Below are 24,569 nucleotides of genomic sequence, written 5' to 3' on the forward strand. Positions count from 1 at the left end.
TCGTGATCGGTCACTCTTGCAAGCAGTGTCGCAAAGCCGGAGGAAAATGACCATGCCCCTTGAGATCCTGACCATTCCCTGCCTGAGCGATAACTACGCTTATCTTGTGCATGATGATGCGACAGGACAAACGGCGTTGATTGATGTTCCTGAGGCGGATGCGATCCTCAAGGCGCTGGCGGACAGGCAATGGCACTTGTCCGAGGTCTGGATCACGCACCATCATGCAGACCATGTTCAGGGCCTTGCCGACGTTCTAACTGCGCATCCCGCCAAAGTTCGGGGCGCGGCCGACGATTCGCACCGGTTGCCAGCATTGGACTTTGCGTTGGGCGACGGCGAAAGTTTTGATTTCGCGGGCCACGAGGTAGAGGTGATGGATGTATCCGGCCACACCATCGGACACATTGCGTACTATTGTGCGGACGCCAAGGCTGTGTTCACCGCTGACAGCCTGATGGCGTTGGGCTGTGGACGCCTGTTTGAGGGTACAGCAGATCAGATGTGGAAAAGCCTGAGCAAACTCGCCGTATTGCCGCCCGATACGCAGATATATTCGGGTCATGAATACACCGCCGCCAACGCTAGGTTTGCGTTAACCATTGACCCGCATAATTCTGACCTTATATCGCGATCACAGGGCATAGCGGCGTCGCGCACGGCGGGAAAGCCCACAGTTCCATCAAGCTTGGCGACAGAAGCCGCGACAAACCCCTTTCTGCGCGCCGCCGACCCGACCATCCGCGCGCACTTGAATATGCAGCACGCGAGCGACAGCGAAGTTTTTGCTGAAATTCGAGCCCGCAAAGACGCATTCTAACGCCCACAACGTGACCGGAACGCAGCCGGAATCGCAAATTGTGAATGGAAAAATGAAGAAAAAACTTGAAGCTGCGCTACGATCAACCAAACTCTAACTTAATGAGGCTATGGTTGGATGATGGGCTGATATCCTTTGGCTCTGATACCGACCCCGATCAGAAGGAGCACACAACGTGCCTTCATTTTCAACGACACTGGAACAGGCAATCCATTCGGCATTGGCACTCGCAAATGCGCGTCGCCACGAATTTGCCACGCTGGAACATTTGTTGCTGGCACTGATTGACGAGCCTGACGCGTCCCGCGTTATGAAAGCCTGCAGCGTGGATACGGATGATCTTCGCAGGACACTCGTTGAGTTTGTCGACGAGGATCTGAGCAATCTGGTCACCGATATAGACGGATCCGAAGCGGTGCCGACCGCCGCGTTTCAGCGCGTCATTCAGCGCGCCGCGATCCATGTGCAATCCTCTGGCCGCACAGAAGTGACCGGCGCGAATGTGCTCGTTGCGATTTTCGCGGAACGGGAAAGCAATGCAGCGTATTTCCTGCAAGAGCAGGATATGACCCGCTATGATGCGGTGAATTTCATCGCGCATGGTGTTGCAAAGGACCCCGCATATGGCGAACCGCGCCCCGTTTCCGGCGCGCCAGAAGCTGAAGAAGAGACGCAGGGTGTTACAGAGGGCGAAAAGAAAGAAAGCGCGCTTGAAAAATACTGCGTGGATTTGAACGCCAAATCCCGAGAGGGCGATATCGATCCCCTTATCGGGCGCGCCTCCGAAGTGGAGCGTTGCATTCAGGTCTTGTGCCGCAGACGCAAGAATAACCCGCTTCTGGTCGGCGACCCCGGCGTTGGAAAAACGGCAATTGCCGAAGGGTTGGCACGTAAAATCGTTGCTGGCGAGACACCCGAGGTCCTTGCAGAGACGACCATTTACTCGCTCGATATGGGCGCGCTGCTGGCCGGAACACGATATCGTGGCGATTTCGAAGAGCGCTTGAAGTCCGTGGTGTCCGAATTGGAAGATCACAAAGACGCCGTTCTTTTCATTGACGAAATTCACACTGTGATCGGCGCGGGCGCGACGTCAGGCGGCGCGATGGACGCGTCCAACTTACTGAAACCCGCTTTGGCCGGTGGTAAGCTGCGCACGATGGGATCAACCACCTACAAAGAATTCCGTCAGCACTTCGAGAAGGACCGCGCATTGAGCCGTCGTTTCCAGAAAATCGATGTCAATGAGCCTTCTGTCGAAGACGCAGTCAAGATTCTGCGGGGATTGAAGCCCTATTTTGAGGATCACCACTCCGTAAAATACACAGCGGACGCCATCAAGACGAGCGTCGAACTGGCATCACGCTATATCAACGACCGCAAACTACCCGACAGCGCCATTGACGTGATCGACGAAGCCGGCGCTGCACAGCACCTGGTCGTCGCCGCGAAACGTCGCAAAACGATTGGCACGAGAGAAATTGAAAACGTCGTGGCGAAAATCGCGCGTATTCCACCTAAAAATGTGTCGAAAGATGATGCAGAGGTGCTCAAAGACCTCGAGGGGTCGCTGAAACGCGTCGTGTTCGGTCAAAACGCAGCCATTGAAGCGCTGTCATCCGCCATCAAGCTTGCCCGGGCGGGTTTGCGTGAGCCAGAAAAGCCCATCGGTAACTATCTCTTTGCCGGACCAACCGGGGTTGGCAAGACTGAAGTTGCCAAACAACTGGCAGACACGCTGGGCGTGGAGCTTTTACGCTTTGATATGTCCGAATATATGGAGAAACACGCCGTTTCACGACTGATCGGTGCCCCTCCCGGATACGTGGGTTTCGACCAAGGCGGCATGCTGACAGATGGCGTTGACCAACATCCCCACTGCGTCTTGCTGCTGGACGAGATGGAGAAAGCGCACCCGGATGTGTACAACATTCTCTTGCAGGTCATGGATCACGGCAAATTGACGGATCACAATGGCAGAACCGTTGATTTCCGCAACGTTGTATTGATCATGACCTCCAACGCGGGTGCCGCTGAACAGGCGAAAGAAGCAATAGGGTTCGGTCGTGATCGACGCGAAGGCGAAGACACAGCCGCAATTGAACGCACATTCACACCTGAATTCCGCAACAGACTGGATGCGGTGATCAGCTTCGCTCCATTGCCGAAAGAGGTAATCTTGCGTGTGGTCGAGAAATTCGTGTTGCAACTCGAAGCCCAATTGATGGACAGAAACGTTACAATCGAATTGACGAAACCCGCAGCAGAATGGCTCGCTGACAAAGGCTACGATTCCAAAATGGGTGCGCGCCCGCTCGGTCGCGTCATACAGGAGTACATCAAGAAGCCGCTGGCAGAGGATTTGCTCTTCGGCAAGCTTGCAAAAGGCGGCGTCGTCAAAGTGGGCGTCAAAAATGGCGAAATCGATCTGCAGATCGAAGGGCCTGACAAACCGCGGCTGGCTGGGGATAAACCTCCTCTTCTGACCGCCGAGTAAGGCGTCTTCGTTCGAAACGCTAAATTAAACCTCTCCGCTGTGAACGGAGAGGTTTTTTGCTTTTCCAGCATCGGATCAACTAACCCGGGAAAATGAAGTAGCGCTGGTCTGCATGGCAAAAATAACGAGCGGTCCGATCTGAAACGGCTCCAAAACGGCTGGAATTGGATTGGGCAAGTGCTGAAAGCGATCATGCACGTCCGTTTCATGGCGAGCTGCACTTACGTTAGAACGACGTAAGCAAAATCCTGAACACCTGTGTTAAATTCCTCAAACATGAGGCTAATCAGCCGAACCAAGTCGCAGAGTCAGTTCCGCCTCTCAATTTCCCGCTTGGGACATATGTCCAATGATATTTCCGGTTGCTTCGCATTTACTCTCTATTCAACCAATGCTGAGGCACCGTTTGCGTTTGGTGTATGACGCCAATGGGCCGGCACGGGGCACCCCATTTTTGATTACTTGAAACCAAAACCCAGCCACTGGAGCTGGTAAGCGCGCAAACATACTTCAATGTGACAGCCAACCAACGACTGTCACATCCTACCTGAAAGATTACACGCCAAAACCGAACCGCTGGCGTTCTAGCGCTCTGTAAACTTCAACTCGATCCGACGGTTTTGCGCCCGTGCTTGCGGGGTGTTTTCCACTGCCACAGGCTGAAACTCACCAAACCCGTTCGCCGCAAGACGGTTCGGCGGAATACCAAGGCTTTCCACCATGTATTTCACAACGGACAATGCGCGCCCCTGACTTAACTCCCAATTGTCGGCAAACTGTCCGACACCGGAAAGGGGCAAGTTATCAGTATGACCGTCCACGCGAATGATCCAGTCAATTTCCGGTGGAATTTCATCTGCGATGCTTGAAAGAATCCGTGCAACCTTCGCGATTTCCTGCTGACCTTCGGCAGACAAATCCGCGCGCGCGGGCTCGAACAGCACCTCAGAAGAGAAAACGAAACGGTCGCCTTCAATTCGAACGCCTTCTTGCCGCCCCAGCACATCCCTCAACCGTCCAAAAAACTCTGAGCGGTATTGCTCCAGGTTCTTTGTCTCGGCGGTCAGACGCGCGGCCTCAGCCTCAAGGCGCGCCTTTTCTTCCTGCAATCTTAAGCGTTCGGCCTCTTCCAACTCCGCCCTGCGGCGTTCTTCGGCGGCCACACGTGCCAAGGCCGTGTTCAATTCCGAACCGAGCGACTGCAGTTGCACCTGTTGCGCAGTATCACGTTCTTTTGCATCGTCCAGCACCGCCTGCAAATCACCCAACTGAGTCCGCAATGCGGCAACCTGTTGGTTTAGCAGCTCTGTCTGCCGCTGCGCCCGCTCGCTGATTTGTTCCTGTTGCGCCAATTCGTTACGCGCCTGCGCCAAAAGAGATGCGCGACGCTCCACTTCAGATGTGGTGTCAGCAGCCAGTATTTCCGCAGCCTGCTTTGCCGCCAGCGCCGCCGCAAGTTGAGCGCGCAGTGCAGCGGCACCAGATTCGGCGTCCTGTTGCGTCTCTAAGGCCAACGCCTCTGCTGCCGCCCGCGCAGCTGCTTCCAACGCAGCCGTCCTCTGCGCGGCATCCAAGTCGGCCAAAACCTGCGCGAGCCGCGCCGCGATCAGGTCTTGCTCTGTTTGCGACGCCCTCAAGGCCTCTTGCACCGTTTGAGCCTCAGCCTCTTGCGCCTCAAACCCGTCGATCGCGAGCAACGCTGCGGCAAGTTCCTCATCCAAATCCGCTTCTGCCGCCCGTGCCGCGGCCAATAGGGTCAACGTCTCTTCTGCCTCTTGTCGCTGGCGTTCTAACGCCAAGGTCATTGCGGTGAGTTCAGCGTCCGCATCCTGAAGGCGCGCGCGCAGCAGTTCTGCGGCAGCAGCCTCGGCCAGCCGCCCTGCTTCCTCTTGTGACAACGCCTGAGCCGCGTCGTCCACCTGAGCGGTCAATTCCAGAATCTGACCCTGTGCTTGTGTATTCTGCCCTTCGAGGTCCGCCACGAGCGCTTCAAGCGCTTCACGACGGGCTGCGGCCAACCGGGCCTCTTCTGCTTGCAAGTCAACCTCTGAACGCGAAGCCGCCAATGCCGAATTCAAAGCGTCCCGTTCACTGGTCAGCTCGGCTTGCGCCGCCTCCAGTGCCGCACGGGCGTCCTCCAATGAGGAAACGGTTCCCAAGGCTGCGTCCCGCTGCGTTATCAATGCCGCGACCTGCGCCTCAAAATCCGTGATCCGTGTCTGTGCTTGCGACAGGGCTTGGGCCTGCGCGTCGCGCGTCGTGGTTAAGGCCGCGATGCGCGCTTGTGCATCACTTAATGTCGCATCCAACTCACCGACACGACCCCTTAGTTGTGCACTCGTCTGCTCTTCCAAACCGAGGGCCTGCGCGAGTGCTGCAACTTCACCGGCCAGTTGGTCCAATTCGGTTTCCTGACCGGTAATGCGCTCGGTCAGGACGAATTGCACTACCATGAAAATGGTCAGAACGAACATCAGCACCAGCAAAAGACCCGTCATGGCGTCGACAAATCCGGGCCAGATCGACGCCTGAAACCGAGCACCTGTTCGCCGCGACAGCGCCATCAGCCGTCTCCGGGTGTGGTTTTACCCAAAGGCCTTGGTGCGCGCGGCTTGATCGCTTCGGCGAGGCGATTGATGTCTGCGCGCAACTCGGCAAGGCTCTCTTGGCGTCCGGCAGAAATCTCTTCGAGAATGCGCAGCATCTGCACGTCAATGGACCGCAGCCGCATTCTGCTTTCCGCATCGATCCCATCGCCCTGCCCTTGCATTTCAATCAGAGCAATTAGCCTTTCCTGACCCGCAGCAACCCGTTCGAGCGCTGCACTTGCAGGATCAGACCCTTCCATCCTCTGTGTCAGCTTATCGAGCGAAGCAGCCAAACCGCCAAGGGTTTGGTTTACTTCGTTTCGGCCCTGATCTGCGTGCAGGAACATTTGCTGCAGGGTATCCATCTGCTCGGTCATGTGATCGACAACACCCGCAAAGCCATGCTGATCGCCGGACGCCTCATCCCCGGAAGTAAATCCAACCCGTGTGATTGAACTGAGCCACTCTTCGAGCTCGCGGTAAAAACGGTTTTGCCCATGGCCTGCAAAAAGTTCGAGCAGTCCGACAATCAGCGACCCGGCCAGCCCCAACAGGGACGATGCAAAGGCAACGCCCATACCGTCCAGCTGGTCTTGCAGCCCGCTCATCAGCCGGTTGAAGACCTGTACACCACCCTCCCCGTCCTGCGGGGCAAGGCTGCCTATGGTCTCCACAAGGGCGGGCACAGTTGTAGCCAGCCCGTAGAAAGTACCCAAAAGGCCAAGGAAAATCAGCATGCTGACGATGTAACGCGTGATTTCACGCACTTCTTCGATCCGCGTCGCGACCGATTCAAGGATGGAGCGGGACGACGAGGCATTGACCTGCATCCGTGCGCCACGCTGACGCAACAGCGACGCGAGCGGCGCCAGAAGCTGCGGTGCCTTCGTGCTGGAATCCAATGTGCCCGTCGCAAACCCTTCGATCCAGCGCACGGAACCGATCAATTGCAACACCTGATAAAAACAGGCCACAACGCCAATGGCGAAAACAAAAATGATGAAGCCGTTCAGGTAGAGATTGGCCTGAAACACGGGCAACACGCTGGGCAGTGCCAGAAAAACACCAAAACCGGACAGTCCCAGCACAATCAGCATCAAAGAGATTTGTCTTACCGGCTGGGAAAAGACAGGTCTGGTTTCTAGGTCTGGTAACGCCATGCGTCCCCGCTCCTGACCGTTATTGTTCTGCTCTACGCGTAGTTTACACAGAAACGTAAAGGAAGTGCCAAGGATTTATGATGTCAGCGCACGAACCCGCTGACTGAGCCACTCAAGGTCAGGGTCATGCAGCCCGATCTCGGTCAAATGTTGTGCGGTGTTATAAAGGTATTCCGTGTTTGGCCCCATCCCACCGACCGCTGACGAAATGATCTGCGCCTGTTCCTCAAGGGGCAATCCACCGCAGTATTGCACATGGCCCGGATTGATCACATAGGCCACCGCTGTCACCCGGCGGCCATCGATCAGATCGACATCAAGCTCGCGTTCGAGGTAGGCCGAGGAAATCAGCTCACGCTCGCGCAGATAGGCCAGCGTCTCAACTTCAGTACCCCCTTTGACCGCAAGTGCCACGCCCTCACAGGCATGGGCAGGCTCTTCGTCCAGCGCCAAGACAAGACCGGGGTGCGTTTCCGAGCCACGATGGTGAATGGACCGCATACAAAAAGAGCGCGCATAGCCGGGCAAGGTCGCCACAACCTGTTCCGCCACCTCAAAACCCGGGTTCCACAGCAGACTGCCATAGCCAAATACCCACATCGTCATTGCACTGGTTCTCCTTGCCTGCTTTGCGTAAACCCCAAAATGGCAGGAGATAAAAGAGGTATACGATGCGGCGTCTGGTTTGGTTGGGTGTTGTCTTTGCCGTGTTATGGAGCGGATGGTGGTTTTTTGCCGCCTCAGGCGTGCAGTCGGGATTGACGCGCTGGTTCGAAGATCGACGCAGCGATGGCTGGCAGGCCGAAATAGCGGACACAGCGCTTTCCGGGTTCCCTTTGAAACTGGATGTAACGCTGGAGCGGCCCATGCTGGCAGATCCCGAAACCGGCGTCGCCTTTGAGGCCTCCACAGTCATGATCAGCGCGCCGACCTATTGGCCGGGCTATGTGTCGTTGTTTTTCCCGCAAGACGAGATGCTGTTTGCCAGCCCATCTGGTCGCAGTACCTTAACGGCCGATACGGCGGTCGCCAATCTGCGCCTGCATCCGGGTGCTACATTGGAAGTGGAAGAACTGGCGCTGACGTCCGGGCCGTGGCGTCTCGACACGCCTGGCGGCAGCCTGATGTCAGCACAAGGGCTGTCTGTCGGCATGCGGCAGGACGTCGAAAACGCAAACCGGTATGCCGTGACATTGGATGCGCCCTCTTTTCAACCGGGCAGCGTGCCGCGCGCCGCCTTGCGTATCCCCACGGATTGGCCGATCGCCTTTGACAGCCTGACGATGGACATGACCGTCACCTTTGATCGCCCGTTTGACCGCAGCACACTTGAAACACAACGACCGCAGCCGCGCAGAATTGATCTGTCGCTGGCGCAGGCCGCATGGGGCACGTTGTTGTTGCGCGGGGCCGCAGATCTGGATGTGAGCGCCACGGGCGCCATGACCGGTGAGATTTCTTTGCAGGCAAAGAACTGGCAGGACATGCTGGTCTTGGCCGAAACTGCCGGTATTTTGCCCCCAGCCCTCAAGCCGCAGGCAGAGAACATTCTGCAGGCACTCGCACGTGGCAGCGGAAATCCGAATTCAATAGATGTTACCCTGTCACTGCGCGACGGGACGATCTTTCTGGGCTTCATACCGTTGGGGCAAGCCCCCCTGCTCATTCTGCGTTAACGGCAGTAGGGGCCACTGCGATACCGGGCTGTGTCAAAGTGAAAGTGATCCCGGTGAAACCGATCTGATTCCGGCCCGAGCACCGTGCCGAATGGCCCACATGCGCCCCTGTGCAACTGACGCATTGCTTTCGATGTGGCCGGATCATTCCATCCGCTGCGCACCGTGACCAATGTGCCGTCGCGCATCTGCAAACCTGAAATATCGATGGCGCGCCCTTTACCATGTTCAGAAATGCGCCCACCCGGTCGGTTGTTGCGTGTTCGGCACGCGTAATGCGCCGCCACGCGGATGTTCTTCAACCCGCCCCCTTTGCGCGAAAAAGCAGGTTTGGCCGTATCATCAATCCATGTTTTCAGCGCCTTGGCCGTGCCGCAATCCATCACGGAATGTTGGCTCAACGCGATGCCGGACACGGCGCGGATGCGCACGGCATCTGCGACGCCGCATCCCGTCTTTGAACCGGGCACACGGCCCACAACCACGCCCTGAATATCAACATCGCCGCAGACCGCGCCTTTCTTGCGCAGCCGTTCTTGTGCGCGGGCAATGCGGCGAAACTTTCGCGGTCGCACTTCTGGTCGGCGTGACTGAGCAAGCCCGCGTCCACTCCCAACGGCCTCTCGTGCGGCGGCGTCTCTTGGGCGGGGGGTGATGGCACCGGACGCCTCCAGTTGCGGTCCCGCGCTGTCTCGTTGAACAGGGCGCAAAGACGTATCCGGCGCCGCAATCGCGCCCCCGGCCAACATCACAAAGGCAAAGACCAGCGATTTCATGGGCCGGATTTCTTGCGGCCAAAGTCCGGCGCATCCGTGTCCTGCCCCGCTTCGATAATGCCGCGGCGAATGGCCCGCGTGCGCGTGAAATACTCATGCAGATGATCGCCATCCCCGGTGCGGATCGCGCGTTGCAGCGCGAACAGCTCTTCGGTGAAACGTCCGAGTATTTCCAGCGTGGCGTCTTTGTTGGACAAGAAAACATCGCGCCACATGGTCGGATCGCTCGCCGCGATGCGGGTAAAGTCCCGAAAACCGGCAGCGGAGTATTTGATCACCTCCCGGTCGGTCACCCGGCTGAGGTCATCGGCTACGCCCACCATCGTATAGGCGATCAGGTGTGGCGCATGGCTGGTGACGGCGAGGACAAGGTCATGATGGTCTGCCTCCATCTCCTGCACGTTACTGCCAATGCCTTCCCAAAAACTGCACAATCTATCGACGGCCGCTCGGTCTGAGCCCTCAACCGGGACCAGCAAACACCAGCGTTGGTCAAACAGTTCCGCAAATCCGGATTCAGGGCCGGAGTGTTCGGTTCCCGCCAGCGGATGTCCGGGGATGAAGTGGACGTTTTCAGGCAAATGCGGTCCAACACTGTCGATCACGTCGCGTTTGACCGATCCCACATCCGTCACGGTCGCCCCCTGTTTCAAATGGGGAGCGATTTCAGCGGCGACCTGCCCCATCACCCCGACCGGCACGCAGAGCACCACGAGATCGGCGCCCGCGACGGCGTCAGCCGCGCTGTCGTAGACATGATCACACAGGCCAATATGCCGGGCGGTCTGACGCGTCGCATCAGATCGCGCATAGCCCGTCACTTCACCAGCGAGCCCCTTGCGCTTGATGGCCCAAAACATGGACGACGCAATCAGGCCCAGCCCGATCAAGGCCACCCGGTCGTAAATCACACTCATGAAACCCCCTTAAAGCGCGCCAAGGCATCGAGCACACGCGTCACATCATCGGAGCGGCCCACGGTGATACGCAACGCCTCGGGAAAACCGTACCCTTTCACGATGCGCACCAGAATGCCCTCGTGCTTGAGATGCGCATCTGCCGCCAATGCTTCGGCCTCGTCAGCAAACCGTGCAAGCACAAAGTTGGCATGGCTTGGATCGCAGGCGATGCCAAGCTGGTTCAACCCGCCCATGAGCCGCACCCGCTGCGCCGCGTTCTCCTGCAGGCATGTTTCAACAAAGGCACGGTCGTTCACCGCAGCCTCGGCCCCTGCCAGCGCGACCGAAGACAGGTTGAACGGACCGCGCACACGGTTGAGCACGTCGATCACCTCTTGCGTGGCATAGGCCCAACCGACACGCAGACCACCAAGGCCATAAAGCTTTGAAAACGTGCGGGTCATCACCACATTGTCGAATTCATCGACCAAAGATGCGCCCCCATCATAGCCCTCGAAAAACTCGGCATATGCACCATCCAGCACCAAAAGACATGTGGGCGGCACCGATTGCGCAAGGCGTCTTAACGAATCCAGTCCAATCGCCGTCCCCGTCGGATTGGCTGGGTTGGCAATATAGACCAGACGTGTGGCCGGGGTCAGCCGGTCGATGATCGCGTCGATATCCACGGTTCTGTCTGCTTCGGGCGCTACAACAGGCGTCGCCCCGGCGGACAAGGCAAAAATACGGTACATCGAGAACCCATGCTCGGTATAAAGCACTTCACCGCCCGGCCCCGAATAGGCCATCGCGAGCAAGCTCAGCAACTCGTCAGAGCCGACGCCGCAAATAATGCGCTGCGCATCAAGCCCGTGCGACTGCCCGATGGCCACCCGCAGTGCGCTGTGATCCGTTGAGGGGTAGCGGTGCAGATTGAGCGCTGTTTCAGCGACTTTCGCACTGGCTGCCGGACTGCACCCGGACGGGTTTTCGTTCGAGCTGAGCTTGAGAGGCTCTGCCTGCCCGTCAATTTTGGATGCCCCGCCCTGATACAGTGCAATATCCATAATACCTGGCTGAGCGGTAATCCTCATCGTCATTGGGTTATCTCCTGTCGCGCTGACAGATGGCGCGTTTGCGGGGCGGATAGCAACTGCAAAAGGGCTTCGCAAATGCAGACAGGGGATGCAACATCCTGAATTCACAACATCAGACAATTTTCCCCCAAAGGGTGATGATCCGTTGAAAACCGCACGTCCAGACCACCTGGGATCGACCATCGCTGCGGTGCATCCCAGCTTGATTGTTTTTTCATCACGCTTTTCAACTTTATCGGAGTAGCTCGTGGCACCGGCAGTTGAAATCCCACCCGATTAAGTGAGAGTTGCACGTTTTGCAGTATCGCGCCGATATTGATGGTCTTCGCGCCATCGCCGTTTTGCCCATCGTTCTGTTCCACCTGGGCGTTACCTCGCTCTCTGGGGGGTTCGTGGGTGTTGATGTATTCTTTGTGATCAGCGGGTATCTGATCACGTCGCTGGTGCTGAATGATATCGACGCAGGCAGGTTTTCGTTCAAAGCGTTTTATATGAAACGCATTCGAAGGCTGGGGCCCGCGCTGCTTGTGACTTTGCTTGCGACGCTGCTGGTCGGCATTTTTATTCTATCGCCTTCTCTATTAGAGGCATTGGCAGAATCGTCCCTTGCGGCGCTGCTATCGGTATCGAACATTCTATTCTGGTCGGAAGCTGGTTATTTTGACGCCGACGCCATCTATAAGCCTATGTTGCACACCTGGTCACTTGGGGTGGAAGAGCAGTTCTATGTGGTTTGGCCTGTGCTGCTTTTGCTCGTTTCGCACTTTGGGCGCAAAGCGCTGGGGGCGCTTTTGCTGGCGTTATCTGTCGCCAGCTTGATCGCCTCAGAAATGATGCTCAACACCGCGCCGGAAACCGTATTCTTTCTCGCCCCGTTTCGCATATTTGAATTTGCCTTTGGTGCAGGCCTCGCCCTTTTCCCGGTGCGTAACACAGGCACATCTTTCCTGCGATCCTCAGCGTCCGTCACAGGCCTTATTGCAATCCTTGCATCTGCATTTCTTTATACGAAAGAGACGCGCTTTCCCGGAATTGCAGCCCTTGTGCCTTGCGTTGGCGCAGCACTTATCATCTGGGCCGGTCCGGCGGGCTGGATGAACAAGCGGTTGACGCTCGCACCTTTGGTTTACATTGGCCGGATCAGTTATTCGCTTTACCTGGTCCACTGGCCTGTGGTTGTTTACTATGCGTATTTGTACCAGATGCCTGAAAACCCCACCGAAGTCATCGGTTTGATTGTCTTCGTCCTGGCGCTGGCCAGCGTGATGTATTTCGCGGTCGAGCAGCCCTTTCGGAAAAAACGCCAAGTCGCCGCGAAAGCAACTTTCCGGGTTGGAAACCGCGCAGTGGTCTTTAGTCTCATTGCTGCGAGTGCCACTCTTGTGAGCACGGCAGTTTTTGTGGATCAAAAGGACGGGCTACAGGACTGGTTACCTTCAGAAATGATCGCTTTTGACGAAACGCTTCGCCTCGAAAAAAAAGCACGTCGAAAAGCCATTCGACAGGGAACCTGTCATTTTACAGACATGAGCCGTCAGGAATACGCGGATGCGCTGGACGCCTGCGCACCCGAAGCGCTTGATAATCTGATCGTGGTTTACGGAGACAGCCATGCAGCGGGCATATGGTCGGCCCTGTCCCGCGGCTTGCCCGACCGGAATGTCATGCAGATTACAGCGGCAGGATGTTCTTATGGGGGCCTCAAGAAGACCTCAAAAAAGTGTACGGATTTTGCAGAGATAGCATCGAAGTGGATCATAGATCATGCAGATAATATTGAAGTAGTCGTGTATTCTCAACGCGCCAAAAGCTTGCTAAACGGTGCCCCAGAAGAAAATCTGACGACCTTAACGGTGGCGTCTGGCGCGCTTGAAAACGTACGAAAAAGCTTGGAAGCCATCCAAAATACGGGCACATCTGTGATCTATTGGGGTCCGCGACCCGAATTTCATCCCGCTCTGGGGATTGCACTTGGCACGGTTCAATCGATTGAGCATCTAAAAGCCCGATACGCCTTGCTTGATATGAATGCATTTTTGGAGCTTGATACCGCGCTCAAGGCTGAGTTCAAAGACTCGCCCGTGACCTACATCTCCAGCTACGATGTGATTTGCGCGCCCACATGCACTTTCCTGAGCGAGGATGGAGGGCCACTGATCGTAGACTACGGCCATTGGACAACGACAGGCGGTGACGAGGTCCTGCGTGCAATGCGCAAAGAGCACAGCGTCCTTGGCGAATTGCTAAACCAGCAAAAGATGTGAGCGCAAAAAAAATGGCCACGCCGGATTTGCCAGCGCGGCCATTTTTTGATCTCTTCGCGGAACCTTAGTTCTTGGCGTAGAATTCGACCACGAGGTTCGGTTCCATCATCACCGGATAAGGCACATCACCCAATGCCGGGGTGCGCACGAATTTCGCGTGCATTTTGGAATGATCCGCCTCGATATAATCTGGCACGTCGCGCTCGGCGAGTTGTGTGGCTTCGATCAGCGCGGCCATCTGTTTGGAGCGGTCACGCACTTCGATCACGTCGCCTTCTTTTACGCGGTACGATGGGATGTTCACGATCTGGCCGTTCACACGGACGTGTTTGTGGTTCACGAACTGACGGGCAGCGAAAACGGTTGAGACGAATTTTGCACGGTACACGACGGCGTCAAGACGACGCTCCAGCAAGCCGATCAGGTTTTCACCCGTGTCACCTTTTACACGCTCTGCTTCGGCATAGATACGGCGGAATTGCTTTTCCGTCAGGTCGCCATAATAGCCCTTGAGCTTTTGCTTGGCGCGCAGCTGGATGCCGAAATCGGAAATTTTACCCTTGCGGCGCTGACCGTGCTGGCCGGGGCCATATTCACGGCGGTTCACGGGGGATTTCGGACGACCCCAGATGTTTTCGCCCATGCGACGGTCAATTTTATGTTTGGCAGACGTGCGTTTGGTCACGGCTGATCTCCTTCTTAAGGGCCCGTTCGGGCGATGAAGGGCGTTGTCCTCTGGCTTGCGCCCGACAGGTCACCCCTCGCGGAGGCCACCAACACCAATGAAGTCGCGCTTATACTTGCCTAATGACCCGTGTCAACGGCCCATTGCCGATACATCTTCATACCGATGACAAGTGACGAGATGATCGTTCACCATTCCTACCGCTTCCATAAAGGCATAGACGATCGTGGGACCGCAAAATTTAAACCCTTCCGCTTTGAGGTCCTTTGAAATCTGCACCGACAATGGCGTTTGGGTCGGCACATCTGACTGTGTATGCCACGCGTTCTGCAGCGGTTTGCCATCAACATATTTCCACAGAAAGGTATCGAACCCTTCGCGGGCTTGAATTTCCTGCCAGGTGCGGGCGTTGGAAATCGTGGCTTCAATCTTGCCACGGTGTCGAATGATGCCGGTATCCGTCAGCAGGCGTTCGACGTCCGCCTCCCCCCATTCTGCGATCACATCAGGGTCGAAACCCACGAATGCAGCCCTGAAGTTCTCCCGCTTCTTGAGGATGGTGATCCAGCTCAACCCGGCCTGAAAACCGTCGAGAATCAGTTTCTCCCAAAGGGCGCGACTGTCGTACTCCGGGACCCCCCAATCGGTATCGTGATACTCCAGATATATCTGTTCGGGTCCGGCCCAGTCGCAGCGTGATGTCATTTTTTCTTTTCTTTTCAGTATTCTTAGCTTCTGTAAACCACATCTAAAATTGGAACAAAATGAGAATATTAACCAGCTTTTAGCATATGTGGTGGCAATATGGCACAAACCGAGAACGTTAGGAACAACATGCCTGCTTCAATCAATCGCGTCGTGGCTGACGTCGCTCCGGGGAGCGACAACCCATTGAATTTTGCGCTCACAAAGCGGGATCAAAGGACCATTGATATGGTTGCTGCAGCTGTCAGACAAAAGCAAGTCTTGTTAGCGTATCAGCCGATCATGCAGGCGCGGGATCAAAGCAAAGTTGCCTTTTACGAGGGTCTGATCCGCGTTCTGGATGAGACCGGGCGGGTTATTCCGGCGGGAGCGTTTTTGGAGGCGATCGAAAACCTGGAACTCGGGCGCCAATTGGACACGCTGGCGCTGGATGAGGGTCTGCGCGCCTTGCACGAAAATCCGGAATTGCGGTTATCGATCAATATGTCGGCACGTTCCATCGGGTATGAGCCATGGAACCGCGTGCTCGACAAATGGCTCAAGCAGAATGAACTCATCGGCGAGCGATTGATTCTTGAGATCACCGAAAGCAGCGCAATGGGTGTACCTGAACTGGTTGTGGACTTCATGGACCGGCTTCAGCTGAGGGGTATTTGCTTTGCCATGGATGACTTTGGCGCAGGATATACCGCGTTGCGGTATTTCAAGGAATTCTGCTTTGACGTGATCAAGATTGATGGGCAGTTCATCAAAGGCATCGCGGACGACCCCGACAATCAGGCAATGACCTCCGCTATGATCTCCATCGCGAAACACTTCGACATGCTGACGGTGGCAGAATTTGTGGAATGTGAAGCGGATGCGCAAAAACTCGTGAGCCTCGGGGTCGACTGCTTGCAGGGGTATCACTTTGCGGCCGCCACGACCCGCCCCGCATGGCTGCGCGACAAGCACCTCAGTCAAGCCGTTTAACGATTCAACTTCTTTGTGTTTGCGGTGCTGTGTCACAGCTTTCAGATGTTGCCCGGTTCTTTATGTTACGTTAACAGTTGCCCGTATCGCAGAAGGGGCTAAGTGATAACGGTTTTCCGCGCTTGGTCTTTTCGAGAACTGGCAAAGGACCAAAAAACCATGACGAACGTCGTAATCGCCTCCGCCGCAAGAACTGCCGTCGGCAGCTTTGGCGGGTCATTCGCTACCACTCCGGCTCATGATCTCGGAGCAGCAATGCTCAAAGAAGTCGTGGCGCGCGCGGGCGTCGATCCTTCGGAAGTATCCGAAACGATCCTCGGTCAGGTGCTGACGGCTGCTCAGGGGCAGAACCCGGCGCGGCAGGCGCATATCAACGCGGGTCTGCCACAAGAAAGCTCGGCCTGGACGATCAATCAGGTTTGTGGTTCCGGTTTGCGCACCGTTGCCCTTGCCGCTCAGCACATCCAATTGGGCGATGCCTCGATTGTTGCCGCGGGCGGTCAGGAAAACATGACACTGTCCCCCCATGCCGCCTCGCTGCGCGCAGGCCACAAGATGGGCGACATGAAATATATCGACACGATGATTCGTGACGGGCTGTGGGATGCGTTCAACGGCTACCACATGGGTCAAACCGCCGAAAACGTCGCTGAAAAATGGCAGATCAGCCGTGAACAGCAGGATGAATTTGCGGTTGCCTCCCAAAACAAGGCAGAGGCAGCTCAAAAGGCCGGTAAATTTGACGACGAAATCTTCGCCTATACCATCAGCACGCGCAAAGGCGACATCGTCGTCGACAAAGACGAATACATCCGCCATGGCGCCACGATGGAAGCCATGCAAAAGCTGCGCCCTGCCTTTACAAAAGACGGCTCAGTTACCGCGGCGAACGCTTCGGGCCTGAACGATGGCGCAGCCGGTGCGTTGCTTATGTCTGTCGATGAGGCCGCAAAGCGCGGCATCGAACCTCTCGCGCGCGTTGCAAGCTATGCGACTGTGGGCCTCGACCCGTCGATCATGGGCGCAGGACCCATCTTTGCCAGCCGCAAAGCGTTGGAAAAGGCCGGCTGGAAAGCAGAAGACCTAGACCTTGTCGAGGCCAACGAAGCCTTTGCCGCGCAAGCCTGTGCGGTCAACAAAGACATGGGCTGGGACCCTGCCGTGGTAAACGTCAACGGTGGCGCCATCGCCATCGGGCACCCCATCGGTGCGTCCGGTGCGCGCATTCTCAACACGCTGCTGTTCGAAATGAAACGCCGCGACGCCAAGAAAGGTCTCGCGACACTGTGCATCGGCGGCGGTATGGGCGTTGCCATGTGCCTTGAGCGCGACTGAACCGGATCAAAGTGGCACCTGCGGGTGCCGCTTTGAAACACAAAACCTATCGTGCTGCGTCTTCGATCCGGCACGTCCAATTTAGATTAGATTACCAAATCACTTGAGGAGACTGAATATGTCCCGTGTTGCACTTGTCACCGGAGGAAGCCGAGGAATCGGATCCGCAATTTCAAACGCGTTGAAAGATGCAGGATACGCCGTCGCAGCAACCTATGCCGGCAATGACGAAGCCGCCGCGAAATTCACTGCCGAAACAGGCATCAAGACATACAAATGGAATGTTGCCGACTACGAGGCGAGCAAGAATGGTATCGCACAAGTCGAAGCTGACCTTGGCCCGATTGACGTGGTGGTCGCGAATGCAGGTATCACCCGCGACGCGCCCTTCCACAAAATGACCCCTGAGCAATGGCAGGAAGTCATCGACACGAACCTCACCGGTGTTTTCAATACCGTGCACCCGGTCTGGCCCGGCATGCGCGAGCGCAAGTTTGGCCGTGTGATCGTGATCAGCTCGATCAATGGCCAGAAGGGTCAGTTTGCACAGGTCAACTACGCCGCAACAAAAGCCGGTGATCTGGGCATTGTTAAATCACTGGCACAGGAAGGCGCGCGCGCAGGCATCACCGCCAATGCGATCTGCCCGGGCTACATTGCGACCGAAATGGTCATGGCAATCCCCGAAAAAGTGCGTGACAGCATTATTGCAGGCATTCCGGCTGGACGTTTGGGCGAACCCGAAGAAATTGCGCGCTGCGTGGCGTTCCTCGCATCAGATGATGCAGGCTTCATCAACGGCTCAACCATTTCCGCAAATGGTGCTCAGTTCTTCGTCTGAGCCATAACAGCATTGCAAATCAAAGGGCCGGTTCATGCGAACCGGCCCTTTTTGATCCCGTAAGAACGCTGCAGTCGTTCAGCGGGAAACCGTTGACGGGAACAGCCAGTGCCATGCTTCGACCAGAACCTGGCTGCGTTCGTAATGCGCACGCTCAATCGCTGCGCGGGTTTTTTCATTTGTAGGTGTCTCGATCATCGCCTTGCTCCATCTTGTTTTGCAGCATCAGTGTTTCTGAACTGATACTAAGATGACACTCACAGTAAAAAGCTACAAACGAGACTTTCGCCACCTTCACTTAAGTATTACTTATGTGAAATGAGTGATCGCCTACCTCCCCTCACGGCACTTCGGGCCTTTGATGCAGCGGCAAGACATATGTCTTTTGCCAAGGCCGCCGATGAGCTATCGGTGACGCCCGCCGCCCTGAGTTTTCAGATCAAGTCACTTGAGGCACATCTGGGCGCGCCATTGTTTCGACGCCTCAACCGGGCTGTTGAGTTAACCGAGGCCGGGCAGGTGCTTGCGCCTGGTGCGGCTGATGGGTTTGCCACGCTGACTGTGGCGTGGCGTGCGGCGCAACGCCTGCAGGACGAACAAACCCTGACGGTCACTGCAGGCCCCGCCTTCACCGCCAAATGGCTTGCGCCGCGCCTGTATGAATTTGCGCACACGCATCCCGAGGTCGAACTGCGCTTCTCTGCCTCCCTCAAAATCGTGGACTTTGCTCGGGACGCTGTAGATGTTGCTGTGCGTTTTGGTCGGCGGGTTGATCCCGAGCTTTGGGCCCTTCCACTTGCCGAAGAATGGGTTGCACCCGTCATGACACCGGCTTTGGCGCAGAAATACCCAACCCCCGAAAGCCTGACAAAGGCACCTCTGATTTTCGACGACTCGATCAATTTCTTGCAGCCCGCTCCGGATTGGGCGGCATGGTTCCGCACAATGGGCATCGATTACAAGCCAGATCACGGTCCACGCTTCAGTCAGGCGGATCACGCAATTGATGCCGCTCTGGCGGGTGTTGGTGTGGTCCTGGGGCGTCGCGCGTTGGTGGTAAAGGATATTGACGAAGGTCGGCTGGTGTTGCCCTTTCCGCGCGCCGTCAGCACGGGTGCACGGTTTCATTTCCTGTGTACGCGCGGTTCCGAAGACAGGCCGCAAGTGCGTGCATTTCGCGAATGGATTGTCGCGGAGATCGCAAAAACCGCATATATAACTCAAGGGTTGGAGATTGTACCCATCTCCTGACGGCAGTTCAGGGCAGCACGGTCATTCAACCGCCTGCCCATCGCACGTACCCGCCTAGCTTGACAGTCGGGTGATTTCTTCTTTGAGACGAAGTTTTTGTTTTTTGAGGTCGGCGACATCAAGATTATCGCTACCTGGTGCACGCTGGGCTGCTTCGACAGCATCACTCAGAGACTCATGTTTCTTTCTCAGCTGTTCAACATGTGCAGTTACGCTCATTCAGTCCTCCTGTTGGTTCGAGTACAATTCGACTTGAGCACATCGGTCGCTTCAAGTCACGCCGCAAGCGCATTATGCCACTGCAAAGTGTTAAGGACAGGTTAATTTCGCCTAGAATGTAAGTGCGGCACCGTCGCGCAAGACTGCTTTAACCCGAGGCACGTAAGTGTCAGCGTCTTTCTCATGACGTGACCCTTCGTGAAGAATCAAAGGCGTGTGCAGTCTGAATGCGCCCCGTCCATTCTTGCGCCCCCGCACGATCACAAGTTCCGGCATCCGGCCCGTGCGCGGCGACAGAGGCAGTACTTCGATAGAGCCAAGGCGCTTCCCCATCTCGGTCAGTATTTCTGGCAGCCGCTCAACCCGGTGAATAAAATGCGCATACCCTTTTGGCGCGAGCCTCTTGGCCGCAATTTTAATCCAGTCTGCCAAAGGTGTTTCTTCCCCCAGCGCGGTTTCGCGATCGGCATCATGTGCTGCGCGACTGTCGCTGCGTTTGTAATAGGGCGGATTGGCAAGAACATGGTCGAACTGGCGTTCCCGGATATGCAGCGGCAGGTCAACGATATCCGCTGTGACAACTTCGAACGTGGACCCGCCATTGCGCTGCGCCAGATCTGCATAGAGTGGCTGACGCTCAACACCGGTCAGGACAAGCCCCGGAACCCGCGCCCCAAGACAAAGCGCCGCAGCCCCGACGCCACAACCCAGATCCAGAACCCGGTCACCGGCCGTTGCCGCAACCGTAGCCGCCAGCAAAACGGGATCCACACCCGCGCGGTATCCCTTTTTGGGCTGCAAGAGGTGCAATTTCCCACCCAAAAACGCGTCTCTGGTATGGATTTCGCTCACAATCCCAATGGGATATCGTTATCCGTCAAAACCCGTGTCGCAGCGAAGTGATCGTTTGTGCGCACCATTAATCTGCGTGGGAAAATTCCGATGCCACCTTCAAGAATGCTCATGTTTACGTCCATTTCAAAGCAGTCTATATCCTCCCCTTGTAAGAGGGCGGTCGCGAACGCGATGATGGTCGGGTCTGTGCTGCGCAAAAGCTCTTTCATGCCAAGGATGTAAGGGCAAGCCGGCAGGAATGTCGAGACTTGCAAACAGGAATTTAATGTCAAGAACCGAAAACGCGCAGAAGCCACATGACCGCATGGCGGCCTATCTGGAAAGCGATATGGCAGCGGTGAACACACTTATTCGTGAGCGCATGGCGTCAAAACACGCCCCACGGATTCCCGAAGTCACAGCCCATCTGGTTGATGCCGGTGGCAAACGCCTTCGGCCCATGCTCACGCTGGCGACTGCGCATCTGTGTGGCTATGACGGCCCGTTTCACATCAACCTTGCTGCGACTGTCGAGTTTATCCATACGGCAACGCTTTTGCATGATGATGTGGTCGATGAAAGTGGCCAGCGACGGGGTCGGCCCACGGCGAACCTGCTGTGGGACAATAAATCCTCTGTGCTGGTGGGGGATTATCTGTTTTCCCGCAGTTTTCAGCTGATGGTCGAAACCGGGTCGCTGCGCGTATTGGACATCCTCGCCAATGCCTCTGCGACGATTGCAGAAGGTGAGGTTTTGCAACTCACCGCCAGCCAGAATCTGGCCACCACCGAAGAGATCTATTTGCAGGTTGTGCGTGGCAAGACGGCCGCGCTGTTTTCGGCGGCAACCGAAGTGGGCGGGGTCATCGCCGGCGCGCCTGACGATCAGGTGGCAGCCCTTTTTGAATATGGCGACGCACTTGGGGTTGCCTTTCAAATCGTTGACGATCTGCTTGATTTTCAAGGGGATGCCGGGGCAATCGGCAAAAACATCGGCGATGATTTCCGCGAGCGCAAACTGACCATGCCACTGATCAAGGCGGTCGCCAAAGCGGATGCAGAGGAGCGCGCCTTTTGGGTGCGTACGATTGAAAAGGGCAAACAGGAAGAGAGCGATCTGCAACACGCAATTGACCTGTTGCACAAGCACGCAGCGCTTTTTGACACAAGTGTCGTGGCCCGTGCAGAGGCCGCGCGCGCAAAAGCAGCCCTTGCCCCCTTGCCCGCACATCCGGTCAAGGACATGCTGGTCGATCTGGCCGACTATGTGGTTGAGCGCATCAACTGAAACACGGTGCCGCGCGGTCGCTTTGCGAACCCAACTGCGCCGCCCTGATCCACCACTGCGGATAAGTACGGGACAGCTCACGGGCCGCCAGCTGCGCCGCCTGCGCGGTTTCAAACAGTCCAAAGCAGGTCGCGCCTGAGCCGGACATCCGCGCCAATTGACACGCCCTGTGCCCCTCAAGCGCTGATTGAACGGCTGCGATGGCAGGCTCCAGCGCGGTCGCGGCTTCTTGCATGTCATTGCGTTGCGCGCGCAGCCATTCGATACAGTCGCTCACCCCAGAAAATACGGGCGGGATATCAGGCATTGGCGGGTTGGTCCGCTGTTTCATCGCTTTGAAAACGGCCGGGGTTGGGACGGCGACGCGGGGGTTGATCAGCACCGCGTGCAGGGTCGGAAGGTGCCCCACGGGGGAGATGATTTCACCTATGCCCTCGATCCGGGCCGTTGTTGACGCCAGACACATCGGAATATCCGCCCCGAGCACCAGAAGCCGTTCCAGAACATCATCGGCCTTCGGATCATAGCCCGGCGTTGCAGCACTCAACCCGCGAAAGGCGGCGGCAGCATCCGCGGACCCGCCACCAATACCCGAAGCCACGGGCAGGTTTTTCGTCAGGGTAAAGACAGCCTTTGGCGCCCCCTCCAGCAGCGCCGCAGCTCTCAAGACGAGGTTTTCGGGCCCATCCGGCACGGTCTCTGCTTCGGGCCCTTGGGTTATCATCTCGAAGGCGTCGCCGATTTCGATGCGCAGCACATCCCCCACATCTGCAAAGGTGACCAGACTATCAAGCAGGTGATACCCATCCGCGCGCTGCCCGGTCACTTGAAGGGTGAGGTTGATTTTCGCCGGGGCAAAGACCTCAACGATCTGCGGCGTTGCCATGAAATCGGCCTCTAGTCGGTCACAACTTTCAGAGGTTCGGCACCCTCTTCGTCCAGAACCACGTCCAGCCCGACCGCAAGCTTGCGCCGGATACGCTCTGGATCGACGTCTTCAACGGTCTGGGACTTGTCGATAAAGGACAAGGCGCGCGACCATTGGAACTCAGCTTCGCGATACCGCCCGACCGCCCAGTAGACATCACCCAGATGGTCATTCACGACCGGGTCCACGGCCATCAGCTCCACTGCACGCTCCATATGCGGCACCGCTTCCTGATAGCGACCCAGACGATACAGCGCCCATCCCAGCGAGTCGATGATATACCCGCTGTCCGGGCTGGCGGTGACCGCCCGCTCAATCATCTCCAGCGCTTCATCCAGCTTGATCTGCTTTTCGACCAGGGAGTAGCCAAGATAGTTCAGCACCTGCGGCTGACCGGGGTTTAATTCCAGCGCGGCGCGGAAATCCTGCTCGGCCTGATCCCAAAACCCTTGTCGCTCGTAAGAAATTGCGCGGGCATAGAGCAAGAACCAGTTTGAGGTTCCATTTGTTTCCTCCACCAAAGCGATTGCCTTGTTGTAGGCCCCGACGGCCTCTTCAAAACGGTCCTGCTGGCGCAAGGCATCCCCAAGGGCCGATTGCACGCTGACCAGATCGCCGTGGCTGCGCGCCAACTGTTCGAGCACTTCAATAGCCGCATCCTGCTTGCCCGAACGCCGCAACGCGGCCGCACGGCCCAGTTCTGCTGCATGGTAGGCCGGGTGAGTGGCCGGAACTTCCTTCAAGACCTCAATCGACGCTTCATATTGCTCCAGATCTTCAAAAAGCTCAGCCGTCAGCAAAATCGCATCCACGTGATCAGACCGCAGAATCCGCGCTGTCTGAGCATAGAGGATCGTGAATTCCGGACCTGTCTCACTGCGCAATGCAGCCGCAACCGTAAAGAATACTTCGGCAAAACCGTCCTGCACTGAATTGACATGCGTAAACGGCATCGGATCATCTTCTGCGAGCGCTGCAATCACCGCATCAATTTCAGGATCTGTCGCGCCTGAAAAAGTGGTTTCCAGCAATTCGAGCGCTTCGTCTTCACGTTCCAGCTGCGACAGGATCTCGACGCGGGCAAGAATACCGCGGCGGGTCTGCAACACCGTGCCATTCACATCGGAGGAGAATATCTCATCCGCCGCTTCAAAATCACCGACAGAGGCAACGGCCATGGCTTTGTGGAACATCGCAAATGCCTGCAATCCCTGTTGCGCCGCAATCGCATCAAATCGGTTGAGCGCTTCGCTCACATCGCCCGTGCCAATCAGCGCCCAGGCCTCAATCAGCCCATCCACCAATGGCCCGATCACCTGCGCATCGCCGCGCTCAGTCAGCAGGGCTTCATATTCGCCGTTGATCACCTTGTCAGCGGTCAAGACCAGCTGAGCGACCTGACTGCCTTGATCTGCGCGCTGCATCGCCTGTGCAATCGGTAGCGCCAGTTCCAAACGACCCAGGGCCAGCTGCGCGACAAGCGCACTTTCCATCAGGTAGAGGTTGCTGGGATCACGCGCCAAAGCGCGGGTGTAATAGGATGCGGCCTGTTCAAAATCGCTTTGTATGGCGGCAGAGCGTGCCGCAAGGTAGGGGCCGGCGATCGATTGCGCGGCCACGGGTGCTGCAAGGACCAAAGACAAGCCAAGAGCGGCCAGAGGTGTCAACAATTTGCGCATCACAATCGAGGTTCCTTATGGGCTATCACCTTTGAATGCAGGCTATCAGGTTCGC

At 56.7% G+C, this 24,569-nt stretch carries 23 protein-coding genes; 9 read left to right on the top strand and 14 right to left on the bottom strand.

Annotated elements, in window-relative coordinates; translation table 11 throughout:
- Window positions 1–52 precede the first annotated feature (52 nt).
- Both gloB and clpA read left to right on the top strand, forming a co-directional pair.
- On the top strand, window positions 53–820 hold the full coding sequence (gene gloB, locus RLO149_RS13320; RefSeq protein WP_013962616.1) for a hydroxyacylglutathione hydrolase: 768 nt from the start codon (window positions 53–55) through the stop codon (window positions 818–820).
- Window positions 821–995: 175 nt separating this feature from the next.
- Window positions 996–3,317 carry an ATP-dependent Clp protease ATP-binding subunit ClpA gene (gene clpA / locus RLO149_RS13325; protein ID WP_013962617.1) on the top strand — a complete coding sequence of 774 codons (2,322 nt, stop codon included), beginning with the start codon at window positions 996–998 and terminating at the stop codon, window positions 3,315–3,317.
- A 584-nt stretch (window positions 3,318–3,901) separates the two neighbouring features.
- Here the strand turns inward: clpA and RLO149_RS13330 are convergent.
- From RLO149_RS13330 to RLO149_RS13340, 3 genes are all read right to left on the bottom strand, one after another.
- A complete protein-coding gene (locus tag RLO149_RS13330) occupies window positions 3,902–5,881 on the bottom strand; it encodes a peptidoglycan -binding protein (RefSeq protein WP_013962618.1) in 1,980 nt (659 codons plus the stop codon).
- Window positions 5,881–7,065: a hypothetical protein gene (locus RLO149_RS13335; RefSeq protein WP_013962619.1), complete on the bottom strand. Its 1,185-nt coding sequence runs from the start codon at window positions 7,063–7,065 to the stop codon at window positions 5,881–5,883. The genes RLO149_RS13330 and RLO149_RS13335 overlap by 1 nt, the downstream gene beginning before the upstream one ends.
- Window positions 7,066–7,140: 75 nt before the next feature.
- Window positions 7,141–7,671, bottom strand: coding sequence for a gamma-glutamylcyclotransferase (locus RLO149_RS13340; protein WP_013962620.1), 531 nt, complete (start codon window positions 7,669–7,671; stop codon window positions 7,141–7,143).
- A 65-nt stretch (window positions 7,672–7,736) separates the two neighbouring features.
- Between RLO149_RS13340 and RLO149_RS13345 the strand changes: the two genes are divergently transcribed.
- The gene (locus tag RLO149_RS13345) at window positions 7,737–8,741 is read left to right on the top strand and encodes a DUF2125 domain-containing protein (protein WP_013962621.1); all 1,005 of its coding nucleotides are present in this window, start codon (window positions 7,737–7,739) and stop codon (window positions 8,739–8,741) included.
- On the opposite strand, the gene RLO149_RS13350 is transcribed toward RLO149_RS13345, so the two are convergent.
- The 4 genes from RLO149_RS13350 to RLO149_RS23915 all read right to left on the bottom strand — a co-directional run bounded on the left by RLO149_RS13350 (window position 8,738) and on the right by RLO149_RS23915 (window position 11,875).
- Complete coding sequence (locus RLO149_RS13350) at window positions 8,738–9,517, bottom strand: extensin-like domain-containing protein (RefSeq protein WP_013962622.1); 780 nt, start codon at window positions 9,515–9,517, stop codon at window positions 8,738–8,740. The two genes, RLO149_RS13345 and RLO149_RS13350, sit on opposite strands and share 4 nt — an antisense overlap.
- Complete coding sequence (locus tag RLO149_RS13355) at window positions 9,514–10,434, bottom strand: prephenate/arogenate dehydrogenase family protein (protein WP_013962623.1); 921 nt, start codon at window positions 10,432–10,434, stop codon at window positions 9,514–9,516. The genes RLO149_RS13350 and RLO149_RS13355 overlap by 4 nt, the downstream gene beginning before the upstream one ends.
- Window positions 10,431–11,510 carry a histidinol-phosphate transaminase gene (hisC, locus tag RLO149_RS13360; protein WP_083825506.1) on the bottom strand — a complete coding sequence of 360 codons (1,080 nt, stop codon included), beginning with the start codon at window positions 11,508–11,510 and terminating at the stop codon, window positions 10,431–10,433. Before hisC ends, RLO149_RS13355 begins: the two co-directional genes overlap by 4 nt.
- Before the next feature lie 107 nt (window positions 11,511–11,617).
- Window positions 11,618–11,875 carry a hypothetical protein gene (locus tag RLO149_RS23915; RefSeq protein ID WP_162470489.1) on the bottom strand — a complete coding sequence of 86 codons (258 nt, stop codon included), beginning with the start codon at window positions 11,873–11,875 and terminating at the stop codon, window positions 11,618–11,620.
- Here RLO149_RS23915 and RLO149_RS13365 point away from each other — a divergent pair.
- Entirely contained in the window at window positions 11,855–13,777 is a 1,923-nt protein-coding gene (locus tag RLO149_RS13365) for an acyltransferase family protein (protein WP_245538177.1), read from the top strand. The two genes, RLO149_RS23915 and RLO149_RS13365, sit on opposite strands and share 21 nt — an antisense overlap.
- A gap of 64 nt (window positions 13,778–13,841) precedes the next feature.
- Here the strand turns inward: RLO149_RS13365 and rpsD are convergent, their stop codons facing one another.
- The gene (rpsD, locus tag RLO149_RS13370) at window positions 13,842–14,462 is read right to left on the bottom strand and encodes a 30S ribosomal protein S4 (protein WP_013962626.1); all 621 of its coding nucleotides are present in this window, start codon (window positions 14,460–14,462) and stop codon (window positions 13,842–13,844) included.
- A 132-nt stretch (window positions 14,463–14,594) separates the two neighbouring features.
- Complete coding sequence (locus RLO149_RS13375; protein ID WP_013962627.1) at window positions 14,595–15,167, bottom strand: DNA-3-methyladenine glycosylase I; 573 nt, start codon at window positions 15,165–15,167, stop codon at window positions 14,595–14,597.
- A gap of 129 nt (window positions 15,168–15,296) precedes the next feature.
- Here RLO149_RS13375 and RLO149_RS13380 point away from each other — a divergent pair, with 129 nt between their 5' ends.
- From RLO149_RS13380 to RLO149_RS13395, 4 genes are all read left to right on the top strand, one after another.
- On the top strand, window positions 15,297–16,139 hold the full coding sequence (locus tag RLO149_RS13380) for an EAL domain-containing protein (RefSeq protein ID WP_013962628.1): 843 nt from the start codon (window positions 15,297–15,299) through the stop codon (window positions 16,137–16,139).
- Window positions 16,140–16,298: 159 nt separating this feature from the next.
- Complete coding sequence (locus tag RLO149_RS13385) at window positions 16,299–17,474, top strand: acetyl-CoA C-acetyltransferase (protein WP_013962629.1); 1,176 nt, start codon at window positions 16,299–16,301, stop codon at window positions 17,472–17,474.
- 118 nt (window positions 17,475–17,592) lie between these two features.
- The gene (gene phbB / locus RLO149_RS13390) at window positions 17,593–18,315 is read left to right on the top strand and encodes an acetoacetyl-CoA reductase (RefSeq protein ID WP_013962630.1); all 723 of its coding nucleotides are present in this window, start codon (window positions 17,593–17,595) and stop codon (window positions 18,313–18,315) included.
- A 318-nt stretch (window positions 18,316–18,633) separates the two neighbouring features.
- Entirely contained in the window at window positions 18,634–19,566 is a 933-nt protein-coding gene (locus RLO149_RS13395; protein WP_013962631.1) for a transcriptional regulator GcvA, read from the top strand.
- Between the two features lie 54 nt (window positions 19,567–19,620).
- Here the strand turns inward: RLO149_RS13395 and RLO149_RS23185 are convergent, their stop codons facing one another.
- The 3 genes from RLO149_RS23185 to RLO149_RS13405 form a co-directional block, all read right to left on the bottom strand.
- The gene (locus RLO149_RS23185; protein WP_083825466.1) at window positions 19,621–19,785 is read right to left on the bottom strand and encodes a YdcH family protein; all 165 of its coding nucleotides are present in this window, start codon (window positions 19,783–19,785) and stop codon (window positions 19,621–19,623) included.
- A gap of 111 nt (window positions 19,786–19,896) precedes the next feature.
- On the bottom strand, window positions 19,897–20,637 hold the full coding sequence (locus RLO149_RS13400) for a tRNA1(Val) (adenine(37)-N6)-methyltransferase (RefSeq protein WP_013962632.1): 741 nt from the start codon (window positions 20,635–20,637) through the stop codon (window positions 19,897–19,899).
- Window positions 20,634–20,849, bottom strand: coding sequence for a putative signal transducing protein (locus tag RLO149_RS13405; protein ID WP_013962633.1), 216 nt, complete (start codon window positions 20,847–20,849; stop codon window positions 20,634–20,636). The genes RLO149_RS13400 and RLO149_RS13405 overlap by 4 nt, the downstream gene beginning before the upstream one ends.
- Window positions 20,850–20,905: 56 nt before the next feature.
- Between RLO149_RS13405 and RLO149_RS13410 the strand changes: the two genes are divergently transcribed.
- On the top strand, window positions 20,906–21,907 hold the full coding sequence (locus RLO149_RS13410; protein ID WP_013962634.1) for a polyprenyl synthetase family protein: 1,002 nt from the start codon (window positions 20,906–20,908) through the stop codon (window positions 21,905–21,907).
- On the opposite strand, the gene RLO149_RS13415 is transcribed toward RLO149_RS13410, so the two are convergent.
- Together RLO149_RS13415 and RLO149_RS13420 are read right to left on the bottom strand one after the other, a co-directional pair.
- Window positions 21,900–22,793, bottom strand: coding sequence for a 4-(cytidine 5'-diphospho)-2-C-methyl-D-erythritol kinase (locus RLO149_RS13415; RefSeq protein WP_013962635.1), 894 nt, complete (start codon window positions 22,791–22,793; stop codon window positions 21,900–21,902). The two genes, RLO149_RS13410 and RLO149_RS13415, sit on opposite strands and share 8 nt — an antisense overlap.
- Before the next feature lie 11 nt (window positions 22,794–22,804).
- The gene (locus RLO149_RS13420) at window positions 22,805–24,514 is read right to left on the bottom strand and encodes a tetratricopeptide repeat protein (RefSeq protein ID WP_013962636.1); all 1,710 of its coding nucleotides are present in this window, start codon (window positions 24,512–24,514) and stop codon (window positions 22,805–22,807) included.
- Window positions 24,515–24,569: the final 55 nt, after the last annotated feature.

Origin of the sequence: Roseobacter litoralis Och 149 (genome assembly GCF_000154785.2) — a bacterium.
GTDB lineage: Bacteria > Pseudomonadota > Alphaproteobacteria > Rhodobacterales > Rhodobacteraceae > Roseobacter > Roseobacter litoralis.